The organism is Acinetobacter venetianus RAG-1 = CIP 110063, from assembly GCF_000368585.1.
Classification (GTDB): Bacteria; Pseudomonadota; Gammaproteobacteria; order Pseudomonadales; family Moraxellaceae; genus Acinetobacter; species Acinetobacter venetianus.
The window spans coordinates 133,895-146,880 of the sequence record NZ_KB849559.1 but is presented as its reverse complement, the minus strand read 5'-3'; the positions used below and the strand labels follow the sequence as shown (position 1 = coordinate 146,880).

The following is a 12,986-nucleotide window of genomic DNA, read 5'->3' as shown; positions in this document are numbered from 1 at the left end:
CTGACGACAGCCATGCAGCACCTGTATCTAGATTCCCGAAGGCACCAATCCATCTCTGGAAAGTTTCTAGTATGTCAAGGCCAGGTAAGGTTCTTCGCGTTGCATCGAATTAAACCACATGCTCCACCGCTTGTGCGGGCCCCCGTCAATTCATTTGAGTTTTAGTCTTGCGACCGTACTCCCCAGGCGGTCTACTTATCGCGTTAGCTGCGCCACTAAAGCCTCAAAGGCCCCAACGGCTAGTAGACATCGTTTACGGCATGGACTACCAGGGTATCTAATCCTGTTTGCTCCCCATGCTTTCGTACCTCAGCGTCAGTATTAGGCCAGATGGCTGCCTTCGCCATCGGTATTCCTCCAGATCTCTACGCATTTCACCGCTACACCTGGAATTCTACCATCCTCTCCCATACTCTAGCCATCCAGTATCGAATGCAATTCCCAAGTTAAGCTCGGGGATTTCACATTTGACTTAAATGGCCGCCTACGCACGCTTTACGCCCAGTAAATCCGATTAACGCTCGCACCCTCTGTATTACCGCGGCTGCTGGCACAGAGTTAGCCGGTGCTTATTCTGCGAGTAACGTCCACTATCCAGTAGTATTAATACTAGTAGCCTCCTCCTCGCTTAAAGTGCTTTACAACCATAAGGCCTTCTTCACACACGCGGCATGGCTGGATCAGGGTTCCCCCCATTGTCCAATATTCCCCACTGCTGCCTCCCGTAGGAGTCTGGGCCGTGTCTCAGTCCCAGTGTGGCGGATCATCCTCTCAGACCCGCTACAGATCGTCGCCTTGGTAGGCCTTTACCCCACCAACTAGCTAATCCGACTTAGGCTCATCTATTAGCGCAAGGCCCGAAGGTCCCCTGCTTTCTCCCGTAGGACGTATGCGGTATTAGCATTCCTTTCGGAATGTTGTCCCCCACTAATAGGCAGATTCCTAAGCATTACTCACCCGTCCGCCGCTAGGTCCAGTAGCAAGCTACCTTTCCCCGCTCGACTTGCATGTGTTAAGCCTGCCGCCAGCGTTCAATCTGAGCCATGATCAAACTCTTCAGTTAAAATCATTTTGCACCTTAGTTAAGACAAGGTGCTAATTCTGGCTCATCAATTACTGACAAAAAATTTGCTCAAATAAACTTCGAGAAATTTCTACCAATTATCAATGAAAATATATTCGATTGATCAACCAGTAAAAATCCACACAAGTTGTTCTTCTATTCTCTTAATGATCTTCTTAATGGTTCGTCACCATCAAGCTAGGTCGGCTATATTACTCTAAATTTCTTTAAAGTCAACAGGTAATTTCGATATTTTATAAACTTATCAAACAACCCAAGAACCCAACCAATCTAGCCAAATCCTTGTTTCCCAACAAGTTTTTATCTGCATCACCGCCGATGGATGTGCATTCTACAGCATTTCAGATCAGACGCAACCCCCTTTTTTATTTTTTATTACCGAGTGAACATTTTTAAGCCAAATTTACATTTCTTCTTATATTTTTCGAGCGAATTTGTTTTAATACTATGAGAACAACTAAATTGTATTCCTCATATATATGTTTTGCGTTAAGTGACGCAATCATTTTAATGACTGTATTTCGCTCTAACAGCGATTAAGGACTTATATGCATTACTCGAATTTTATCTTGCTTGGATTGCTAACTGCTGGAGCATGTTCATCCGCATTCGCACAAGAGACATCCAATGAAACAGCAGATCAAACTAATGCTGTAAGCACTCAAGTTGTTACAGAGCAGAAGCCTTCTACTATTCAGGCTATCAAAGATTTAAAGCATCTCACTAGAAATGATTTAAAAGTGAATGCAAATGCCGCTCAACCAGATTCAGTTAAAGACCCATTACAACCGTTGAACCGTCAGTTTTATGCTTTCAATGACATGTTAGACCGTAATGTATTAAAGCCTATTGCAATTCAATATGTCGCAAAAGTTCCTGAACAAGTTCGTAGTCCTTATCGCCAGTTCCGGAAAAACCTAGGTGAGCCTTGGAATGCAGTAAACCAATTAATTCAAGGCCGCCCAGCTCGTGCGGCTAAAACTTTAGGTCGTTTTACCGTAAATACATTAACGACTTTAGGTTTCGCAGATCCTGCTCGTCGATTAGGCTTACCAACCGAAGAAGAAAGCTTTGGTGTGACTTTAGGTTATTATGGTGTTCCATCTGGCCCATATGTGATGTTGCCGTTCTTTGGTCCAAGTACTTTCCGTGATGGATTTGGTTTAGCAGCTGATAGCTATGGCCGCCCGCAAAAATATTTACTGGATGATCAAGAAGGAATTTACTGGTCAACCAATGTATTACAAGCTATCGATGCACGCTCTCAAATCTTGGATATTGAAGAAAGTCTGCAAGGTGATAAATATTCAATGATTCGTGATTTTTATTTACAACGCAAAGCATTCCAAATCGCAGAGAAACGTGGTGATTCGAATGATATCTCTTTCGTTGGGGATAGCGATGATTTAGATGATGGTTCATCTGAAGAACAATAATGTATCGCAATCAATATTTACAAACTTCTGTATTGTCAGCACGTTTAACTGCTGGCAATGCTTTGATTTAAGTCATCTTTCATCTATGATGAATTTATAATGATCATACAAAGGATTGGCTATTCATCTATGTATTTCATTCAACCCACGCGTTCCATACCTTGTTTAGATCAAGCTTTAACAGAGTTACCAAGTTTGCAAATCATTCAAATTGATGACTTGGATTTATATGATCAAACAATTATTGCTATTGCTGATGTACAAGATTTTTTAAAATATCAATGGAAATTACCAACAATTGTTCTTGCATTTGAACATGAAGGTGCAGCATTGGCACAGGCTTGGGAGCAAGGTGCTTTAGCGGGTTGGGTTTGGGATAATTTGCCTAAAAATCCTGTTCACTCTTTATTTAAGATAGATGCACAATATAAGCGTAATCAGGATAGTAGGGATTTACCCTCTGCTGCAGAATTACAAAAACGTCTTTTGCCAAATCCAATTGAGCTACCAAATTATCAATTTGAATCTTTTTTCCAACCATCAGCCTATTTATCTGGTGATTGGTATGACTATTGGAAGTTAAATGATCATGAAGTGCTTTTTTATTTAGCGGATGTATCTGGTCATGGCGTCACAAGTAGTTTACTGACCTCATGGATGGCTGCTTTTCATGGCCGTTCAAAAACACCTCGTCAACTCATTCAAAAACTGAATGCAATGTTAGTTCAAGAAAATATTGAAAAACATATCACCATGGTTGCAGGTACATTAAACCTTAAAACCAATACCGTTTGTTGGTCTAGTGCAGGTCACTACCCTCCTCCAATTATTTTAGAACAGAACCAACCACCAAAAATTTTAACAACAAGTAGCTTTCCTCTAGGTTTAACTGAAGACTTAGAGGTTGAAGAACATCATTGTGTATTAAGCCATCACTCTCGGTTTATTTTGTGTTCAGATGGTGCTCTAGAACCTTTTGATGGTGGACTCAATGATCAGTTCAACCAATTGGTCGAACATCTACAAAATGACTCATTTCAAGCACCTGATCATGTAGCAGATGACATTGCAATTCTCAGCATATGCCGAATGAATTAATATAAAAATCAAAAAGTTATTTTTTTAAAAGCATCTAACCACTTGTGTCTAGAATATCACTATGGGATAATTTTATATCCTTTCTCTGAAAATGGCATTTATATGTCAACAGGTCATGTTGAATATGCAAGTTTGAACGGAACGCATATTTTCAAGCTTATTGGCGAAGTCCGTGCTCATTCTTGTATAAGTTTAGACAAACTACTCAACAAGATTGAACAACAGCAAAATGTTGTTGGCGCAATCGTTGATTTAACCCAAACGACGTTTATTGACAGCACTGTTTTAGGTGTACTTGCAAAATTAGGTTTAAAGCTTAAACAAGTTCATCATATCCAAGCAGTTATGCTATCAACGAATCCAGATATTACAACCTTGGCCAACAGCATGGGGCTAGGGCAGGTTTTTGTGATTTTAAATTACTGTGGCGACCCAAGTGTTTGTACTTTAGAGTTGACTGAAGAGCAACATGTCACCCACAGTGCAATGTTGAACACGGTTCTTGATGCACATAAAACGCTTATGCGCTTAAACGAAAATAATCAAAATATGTTTGAACCTTTAGTTAAACAGTTGCAAAAAGAACAAGATTGTTTAAATCACGATGTACAAAAACAAAATGCTTGATCGTTGAAATAACAATCGAGGCACCTATATGACCTTACTTGCTGTTTCCCAAATGAACTCTCAAAATGACATTGAAGCGAACTTCGTTGTCATTGAATCATTGATCCAGCAAAGTAAGGTTCAAGGTGCAGAACTCATCGTATTTCCTGAAAATTTCGTCTGCTTTGCAGCAGGCAAACAACGCGATACAGCCGAACAATTTGAAAGCATCCAAGCTCGTTTAGAGCAACTTGCACATCGTTATGAAATTTGGATCGTTGCAGGTACTCTGCCCTGTCCTTTTCGCCCAAATGGTTCAGTAATTACCGATGGTCGAGTACGCACAGTTAGTCTATGTATTAGCCCAGAAAGAACAGAGGCTCGTTACGACAAAATTCACTTATTTGATGTGCAAGTCAGTGATGCTGTCGGAGGATATCAAGAGTCTAAATTCTTTGAACCTGGCGAAGACGTTATTGTTGCAAAAACACCTTTTGGTCATATTGGTTTAATGGTTTGCTATGACTTACGTTTTCCAGAACTTGCCTTAACACTACGCCAACACGGTGCCAACATATTAACCGCACCAGCAGCCTTTACCTATACAACAGGACAGTTACATTGGCAATTGTTGCTACAAGCGCGTGCGATGGATAGCCAATGTTATGTTTTAGGCGCAGCGCAGCAAGGTTGGCACGGCGAAAAGCGTCAAACATGGGGTCATTCAGGAATTACTGATAGTCGTGGTCAGTTATTGCAAATGGTCAATCATGAAGGTACTGAGTTAATTACCAGCACTTTTGAACTTGAAGAACAAGAAAGTGTGCGTTCATCAATGCCTCTAATGCAACATCGTCGAATCATCAACTACTAAATTCTTCTAAATCATTTATAAAACTTTCACTTTTTGACTCTAGCAGTCAATTTTTATCTAGCTATAAAAACTATGATCATGATTTAATAGGCATTATTCATCATCGTAGAACAAAATAAATACGTTCTGCTTGTAAGTTGATGTACCCTTCGCCACTCACAGCAATTAAGTTGTATTCATGTTTAAATTTATTCCTATTTTATTTTTTATAGGGGCAGCCGCACAAATCCATTCTGCATCAGCAAATACAGAGGTTGATGTGGTTAGTTCTTCTTTACCTACTCCACAAAATTTATCACTGAACTTTTTTGGTCAATGGATTATTGGATGGGGAACAGGTGCTGAGGGTGCAAGACAACGTTTGAGTAGCATTCAACGTGAAGATGTTGAGATCATTAAGCAAAAAGGTACAACTTTAGAAATGATCAAAGCATGGCAAGAGTATTATGAACAAGAAGCACAGAATAGTTTGGATAATCCCACCGCACGTTATCGAGCACGTTTGATGAAAAGAATCGCTGAATTTTGGTAGTTTAAATATCTTTATAAGTACGATCAGCATTCAAACGCTTCGTTATTTTTTATTTTAATCACCTGCAAACACTTTAGCTATTCGCAGATCAAGATATACTTAATTGAATTGAAATCATTTAGAGATGTACATGGGCGAAGAACATAATCAACTGTTACTCGATAATCAGTTATGTTTTCTAATTTATTCGACCAATCTTGCCCTGCATCATGTATATCGTCAATTGCTCGCACCACTTGGTCTAACTTATCCTCAATATCTTGTCATGCTCGTGCTTTGGGAAAAAGATCAGCTTACTGTGTCCGAAATCGGTGAAAGATTATTTCTTGAATCCTCTACCCTAACACCTCTACTGAAAAAACTAGAAACATTAAAATTAATTACTCGCCAACGTTCTACAAAAGATGAAAGACAAGTGATTATTACCCTAACTGGTCAGGGTGAAAAACTACAAGAACAAGCAATTGATATACCGAATCAAATTGCTCAAGCAGCCTCATGCACCCCTGCAACGCTATCTGAACTAAAACAGCAGCTCTCAGAACTGCGTCTTAATCTGACAAAATAATATACAAATTTACAAACCAATAACTTGTTTTTTAATTTATATCGTGTACGATTTAATTGCAAACAATATTTATTTAAAGGTAAGAACAAATGTCTCTAGAACAAGTCGTTTATCGTGCGAAAGCTAAAGCAACTGGTGGTCGTGATGGCCGTGCAACATCATCAGATGGTGTACTAGATGTTAAATTAGGTGTACCTAAAGAAATGGGTGGTGCTGGTGGTGAAGTCACCAATCCAGAACAACTGTTTGCTGCGGGCTATTCAGCATGTTTCTTAGGTGCTATGAAGTTTGTTGCGAACCGCGATAAATTTAAAATTAGTAAAGATGCATACGTTGAAGGCGAAGTTGGCATTGGCCCTATTCCAAATGGTTTCGGCATCGAAGTGACTTTAAATGTCTATTTGATTGGTATGGAACAGGCCGAAGCGGAACAACTTGTCGCAGCTGCTCATATTGTTTGCCCATATTCAAATGCAACACGCAATAATATTGATGTGAATTTTAATATTGTGACAACAGCTTAATTTTTCAGATAAAAAAAGCATGGTTAACCATGCTTTTTTAAATCTTGAACTGGCTTATTCTTCCGCAGCTTCGTTAGTGACACGTAAAACTTCCTCTAAAGTCGTTTTACCTGCCATAACTTTTAGCAAACCATCATCACGAATGGATGCTGCCTGACGTCGAGCATGATTTTCTAACTCATATTCAGCTGCATTACCATGAATTAAACGACGCATAGATTCATCAACAGGCACAATTTCATAAATCGCTGTTCGTCCACTAAAACCAACATGAGAGCATTTGTCGCAACCATGAGGTTCTGGTAGCTCTAGATGCTCATCTACTTTCAAGTGTTGGAAAACTTGACGTTCAAAATCATCTGCCTTGCGCCATGTCACACAATGAGGACAAAGTGTTCGAACGAGACGTTGTGCAATAACACCGATTAATGAACTTGCAAGCAAGAATGGTTCAATGCCCATATCTTTCAAACGCGTCACCGCACCAATCGCAGTATTGGTGTGCAGTGTAGATAAGACCAAGTGACCTGTTAGAGATGCTTGCACCGCAATTTCAGCAGTTTCAAGATCACGAATCTCACCAACCATCACCACATCTGGATCTTGACGCAACATTGCTTTTAACGCACGCGCAAAGGTCATATCAACCTTGGTATTGACTTGTGTCTGACCAATCCCCTCCAATTGATATTCGATAGGATCTTCGGCTGTCAAAATATTACGTGTATTATCATTTAGATCAGATAATGCTGCGTATAAAGTCGTCGTTTTACCCGAACCCGTAGGCCCTGTAACCAAGATGATGCCATGTGGACGATGTACCAACTGCGTCAGTCGTTCATAGTCATTCTGCATTAATCCCAAATGCGTCATATTTAAACGGCCCGCTTGCTTATCCAGCAAACGCATCACCACACGTTCACCATGAGAAGATGGTAACGTTGATACACGCACATCGACTTCACGACCAGCCAAACGTAAAGAAATACGACCATCTTGAGGAACACGCTTTTCAGCGATATCCAGTTTAGCCATCACTTTGATACGAGACACAAGCAAAGGTGCAAGTTCACGGCGCGGTTGCACGATCTCTCGTAATTGACCATCGACACGTAACCGTACAGAAAGCTTCTTTTCAAAGGCTTCAATATGGATATCCGATGCACTAACACGAATTGCCTCCGACAATAACGCATTAATCAAACGAACAATCGGCGCATCATCTTCTTGATCCATTAAGTCTTCAGCTTCAGGAACTTGATCTGCCAAACTCAATAGATCAGGATGATCCTCCAAACCTGCTGCAACCTGTTGAGATTCGCCAGTATCGCCAGCATAGCTAGAACTTAATAAGGCATGGAACTCTTGATCTGTACAAAGTTGATCATGAGCAGCTTTCCCCAAAATTCGACGAGCTTCCTGCAAAGCAATACGTGCGGTGTCCTTCCGTCGCACGATAAAAACTTGATCACCTTCATAACGTAGTAAAACGCCATGTCTTTTCGCAAAACTATAAGGAATTTGTATTTGTTTAAGTATTTGCATCACAAATTATAATGATGAAAGGGATAGTTGAGTGTACTCTAAGCAGATTACAGCGTGAAGTCTGTTTAGCATACTCACAAAGGAATTTTGCATCTTGTCTCAAAATAATCAATATGAAATGCCCCATTCCGACTCTCTAAAGTGGTGGGGTGAACAACAGTTTGAAATACAACAAGCCAAAGCTTGGCAATTCGGTTCGCTGCTATTTCGCCTCACTCGCGGCATTAAAGAATGGCGCTTGGAATATCATCGCCCTTTTACCCAACATGATTACGAGCAACATTGGCAAGTATTAAACGATACTGAATTTGCGATGCCAAAACCCGCCAGCATTGAACGATACATGTTTCAAAAAACGAATGATTCATTCCTATTAATGCCGCGTTTGGCTGATCGTTCCGTGGTGATTAAACCCGTTGATCCGATCTATATTCCTGCTGGGCAGCGAGGAACACTGTATATCAGCACGCCTCTTTGGATCGCAGGTTTAGTTGATGGTATTTCAGAGCCTCTTTTTGAAGTTCCAGTGATCCAACCGAAAGACACTTGGTTTGGTAAAGATGCTCAACATGGTGAAATCTGCTATGCAACGTCTGTCGATGGTCGCACTGATTTAAATCTGTTAAAGCCACGTGCTTTTAGAGCAGTTACTCCGATTGAATTCCACAACATTAGTCAACATCAATTACGGTTTGATCGTATGAATGTTCCCGTCCCTGCACTACCGTTATTTTATAGTGAAGAAACAGGCAGACTCTGGACTTCTCAAATCAAAGTGTATTATGAAGGGGCAGATCAACCCGCGCGCATTCGTATTGAGAATAAAACACCAACCCAAGCTGGGGCTGTGACCTATGTCCATCCACCACGTGCACCAGGTGGTAACTTATTCAATATGTTTGATTCATTCTTTTAAGAGGTTGATATGGCGCAAACCAATATTCCTAAGGATGTCGCATCTAGCTTTACTGGCATCTTTACCAATATTAATTTAGAACGACTCAGTGAAATCACTGTTGCCGTGATTCTGTGCTTTATCGGCTTTGTCATCGCACGTTTGATATCGAATGCATTTATTCGAACGATTGGTAGCCGCTTTAATGCACATCAACGCTTATTATGGCGTAGAGGTATTTTCTACTTTATTTTCCTACTCTTCATCATGACCAGCTTGAGAGAAGCAGGATTTAAAATCAGTGTCTTCTTGGGTGCAGCGGGTATCTTAACTGTGGCTTTGGGTTTCGCTTCTCAAACTTCTGCCTCTAACTTAATTAGTGGATTATTCTTGATTGGTGAGGGTTCTTTTGAGGTTGGAGATACCATTCAGATTACCTTGATTCGCGGACAAACAATTGAAGGTGAAGTCATCTCAATTGATCTATTATCCGTAAAATTACTCACCCTCGATAATGTTTATATTCGACTACCAAACGAACAACTCATTCGAACCCCAGTCATGAATTTATCCAAATATCCAATTCGACGTATTCCAATTACGCTTGCCATCAATTTCCATGAAGACATCATCAAAGTTAGACAAGTACTGTTAGATGTTGCAAATAGATACCCATATGTAATGGATGATCCTAAACCTGCAGTGACTGTTACAGCATTTAAAGAGTCATCGATTGAGATCCTTTTTGCGGTCTGGTGTCGTCAAGAAAACTATATTCAAGTGCGGGATGAAATGCAGGAACGCATCCGTAACGGTTTCCTTGATAATGAAATTGAGATTCCAGTACCGAAGATGGGGCTAATTGACCGACCTCAACCTTTGGCAAATGATGAAATAGACCAATATGCGAATCAGAAAGCATTGAAACTTGAAGGTAAAGAGAGCTAATCAGCTCTCTTTTTATTTTCACTCAAGGTCGGAGGTAAAGGCGCTAAATATGCAATCACCAGCATGACGATACCCGATCCAATAAATGAAATCACTCGAGTTAAAGTTCCGCTTTGCGATAAGTCTAATAACAATAGTTTTAACACCACAATTCCCAATAGCGCCGCACCGACAAACCAAATTTGGCGAATATGACGACGACTGGAAAAAGTCATTAGGATGAATGCCAAAATTACCCAGAGTAACGTCAAACTCAGCTGAACATCACCATTTGACCAAATTGCACCACCCCATAATGGTGTTCCAAGATAATGATGCATTGCACGCACAACAACACTGCTCAGTACAAATAAACCTGTCAAAATCGTCGCTACTTTAAAACCCCACTCAATTGATGGGTCAGCACTGAAATCATGATGGTAAATTACCCAGAGCACACCGATGAACATCAACAAGCTCAATAAGTCTGTTAGGTTCAGCACTGGTAAGAAATAGAATTGTGTTGCTGAATATGGATCAATATTCACAATCACCAGCCAAAATAAAGTGAGACACCAAATCGGGAGCTGCTGAAGTTGTTGGATTCTATTGGAATAAAATAACCACAGTCCGTACACAGCAGGGACTATCGCCAAGGCAACAATAGGAATGATTGGGAAAATCGCTAAACCAATGATTGCTAAACTTAGCCATAGCAGAGTCGCACCGATCATGAGTAATGTTTTTGATGACGTCGATTGCAAACTGATCAATGTACCTGCAAGAACAATCGCCGTTACGGCAAACGTTATTTGCGTTAAAGCACTCGGCCAATGCCAAATTACATAGACATTTGCAGCAAAGCTCTCTCCGTACAATAAAAATAACAATCCACTCAACAGAATCAGCTGTACGTTATGCCATTGCATCCTTGATTTGAACTGAACAACCAAACTAAATAAGGCCAAACAGAGAGTTGAGATCATCAAGTAAGGACTTAAGCCATAATGTTGCCAATGCAGATACTCAACACCTGCAACCGCGCCTGCATACATACCTAAAGCGAGGAAAACACCACTCAACATGCGTGCACTGAAATATTTTTCAACTTCTTGATAATGCAATAAGTAGAAAGCCGAAATAAATTGAGCCGAAGCATAAATAACAGTACTTAAAATCGGGAAATGATCATTTGACCAAGCTTGGAATAACAATGCGACTGAGCTGAGTAACACCAAAGCTACACCAAGATAACGACTTAAACGATAACGTTCGGTCACTCCCCAAACAATCAGTGCCGTGCCCTGAATCACCCAACCCACAGATGTCCAATGTGCCCCTTTCGCGAGTGGGAAAATCAGTGCAGTAAACACCATGGCAAGAATAAAAAAGCTTTTTGCCAAGATCGAAAGTTGTGGATGCTGACGTTTAATCCAAACATGCAACAAAGTATAAGTTAAACTTAGAACAGCAGCTCCAATCGTAAGTGCCTGTGTTGAGTTATGCATCAGATAGGCGTGTAGTGAAAAACCCAATACAGGCACACTGAAAATCAATCCAACGTCTAAGATAGGCTGCAAACGTTGGGCTTTAGGTTCTACCTCTTTAATTTGGTTTTGAGCACGTAGCATCAATTGGCTATATCGAATACTCAACCAAATAAATAATCCGATATGCAACCATAAAATCCAGTCTAAAGTATCGAATTGATGCGTCTCTGCATAAATCCCAATCGTTGTGCCGCCAATAAACATCGTGGCAAAAAATGCAATTTGGTGCAGGATTTTCCAAGGTTGAATAAAATTAACCGCAGCCACGGCTAAATTGATCAAGAAGTAATAGCCAAACAAGAAAATCACATCAGGATGATTTTGTGGAATAAGCAATGGCGCAAGATAAGCCATAGTTAACGCCAACATTGCCAAATACAATGCTTGTTGCCTTAAGCTTAGGTAAACTGTTGCCAATAATAAAATGACAAATAAAGTACTGGCTGTACTTAGATTGGAAATTACAGCGAAATGATGTGAAAAAATAAGTGTCAGAAACACAACAGCTAAACCAAGCCCCTGCAATGCGACCGCAAATAGTTGATTCTTTTTTTGCAACCAATAACCAGCAATAGTCGTCACAATCCCTGCACTGGCAATAAACCCCAGCTTCACGCCCAAACTAAGCTGCCAATGCTCACTGGCAAAACGTAATAATAAAACGACTCCCACCATCAACACAGCGACGGCGACTCTTAAAATCGGATTACCATGAATCATCCAGTCGATTGCAGGTTGCCACCAAGCAGGTTGTTTTAATTTCGTTTCAGAGTCTTCAGAAATTAGACTTTCATTGGTTTGTTTTTGTGGAATCGCTTGATCAGCTTGCATCCACATCGGATGTTGATCATTTGTAAGCTCATTTGAGGTATAGGTTGGTGCTAATTCAAGATTTTGATCATCAATAGAAGCCTGAGGCGTTGGCATCTTAGTTTCAGCAGAATGTGTCACGTATTGTTCTAAATGCAATAAACGTGTCTGAAATGAACTGATGGTTTGAATCAAGCACAACATCAGAACCAATAAAGCCCCACCCGCCAACCACATCCATGTATTGGCATAAGCAAATAAAGTAACTAATGCAGATGCATAGATCACCAACTTTTGCGAAGTAATGCTCGTTGATTGGGCAAAATAGCTCGGTGCAGTGCGTTCAAGCTGCTGCAAACGCTGATGAATTTCCGAGAGTATGTGCACAATTGCAACGGTTAGTCCAATTGCTGAAGCAACGACAATACCTTGCCATCTAAATGCAATTGCGCAACCCAACAACACAGTCAAAGCAACCAAGACAATGACAATTCCCTGTTTATCTTTTTTATACATGGACTTATATCAGTTCATATA

Annotated in this window: 11 protein-coding genes and 1 rRNA gene; 9 read left to right on the top strand and 3 right to left on the bottom strand. The window is 40.4% G+C overall.

The features are described from left to right. Positions 1-1,063: ribosomal RNA gene (locus tag F959_RS15350) — 16S ribosomal RNA — on the bottom strand; the annotation flags it as partial. 569 nt (positions 1,064-1,632) lie between these two features. Here F959_RS15350 and F959_RS15345 point away from each other — a divergent pair. From F959_RS15345 to F959_RS15315, 7 genes are all read left to right on the top strand, one after another. Beyond that, positions 1,633-2,520 carry an MlaA family lipoprotein gene (locus F959_RS15345; RefSeq protein WP_004881823.1) on the top strand — a complete coding sequence of 296 codons (888 nt, stop codon included), beginning with the start codon at positions 1,633-1,635 and terminating at the stop codon, positions 2,518-2,520. Between the two features lie 129 nt (positions 2,521-2,649). Continuing rightward, positions 2,650-3,618, top strand: a complete 969-nt coding sequence (gigA, locus tag F959_RS15340; RefSeq protein ID WP_004881822.1) for an RsbU family protein phosphatase GigA — start codon at positions 2,650-2,652, stop codon at positions 3,616-3,618. 102 nt (positions 3,619-3,720) lie between these two features. Beyond that, complete coding sequence (gigB, locus tag F959_RS15335) at positions 3,721-4,245, top strand: anti-anti-sigma factor GigB (protein ID WP_004881820.1); 525 nt, start codon at positions 3,721-3,723, stop codon at positions 4,243-4,245. 28 nt (positions 4,246-4,273) lie between these two features. Further along, positions 4,274-5,098 carry a carbon-nitrogen hydrolase family protein gene (locus tag F959_RS15330; RefSeq protein WP_004881817.1) on the top strand — a complete coding sequence of 275 codons (825 nt, stop codon included), beginning with the start codon at positions 4,274-4,276 and terminating at the stop codon, positions 5,096-5,098. Between the two features lie 178 nt (positions 5,099-5,276). Continuing rightward, positions 5,277-5,630 carry a DUF4951 domain-containing protein gene (locus F959_RS15325; protein WP_004881816.1) on the top strand — a complete coding sequence of 118 codons (354 nt, stop codon included), beginning with the start codon at positions 5,277-5,279 and terminating at the stop codon, positions 5,628-5,630. A 130-nt stretch (positions 5,631-5,760) separates the two neighbouring features. Further along, positions 5,761-6,198, top strand: coding sequence for a MarR family winged helix-turn-helix transcriptional regulator (locus tag F959_RS15320; RefSeq protein ID WP_004881814.1), 438 nt, complete (start codon positions 5,761-5,763; stop codon positions 6,196-6,198). A gap of 89 nt (positions 6,199-6,287) precedes the next feature. After that, a complete protein-coding gene (locus F959_RS15315; RefSeq protein ID WP_004881811.1) occupies positions 6,288-6,722 on the top strand; it encodes an organic hydroperoxide resistance protein in 435 nt (144 codons plus the stop codon). Between the two features lie 54 nt (positions 6,723-6,776). Here F959_RS15315 and gspE read toward each other — a convergent pair whose 3' ends face one another. Continuing rightward, entirely contained in the window at positions 6,777-8,267 is a 1,491-nt protein-coding gene (gspE, locus tag F959_RS15310; RefSeq protein WP_004881810.1) for a type II secretion system ATPase GspE, read from the bottom strand. Positions 8,268-8,361: 94 nt separating this feature from the next. Between gspE and F959_RS15305 the strand changes: the two genes are divergently transcribed. Then, a complete protein-coding gene (locus F959_RS15305) occupies positions 8,362-9,183 on the top strand; it encodes a hypothetical protein (RefSeq protein ID WP_004881808.1) in 822 nt (273 codons plus the stop codon). A gap of 9 nt (positions 9,184-9,192) precedes the next feature. Further along, positions 9,193-10,110 (top strand): mechanosensitive ion channel family protein, encoded by a 918-nt coding sequence (locus F959_RS15300; protein ID WP_004881806.1) that lies wholly within the window; start codon positions 9,193-9,195, stop codon positions 10,108-10,110. Here the strand turns inward: F959_RS15300 and F959_RS15295 are convergent. Then, positions 10,107-12,965 (bottom strand): DUF2339 domain-containing protein, encoded by a 2,859-nt coding sequence (locus tag F959_RS15295; RefSeq protein ID WP_004881805.1) that lies wholly within the window; start codon positions 12,963-12,965, stop codon positions 10,107-10,109. The two genes, F959_RS15300 and F959_RS15295, sit on opposite strands and share 4 nt — an antisense overlap. Between the last annotated feature and the right edge of the window lie 21 nt (positions 12,966-12,986).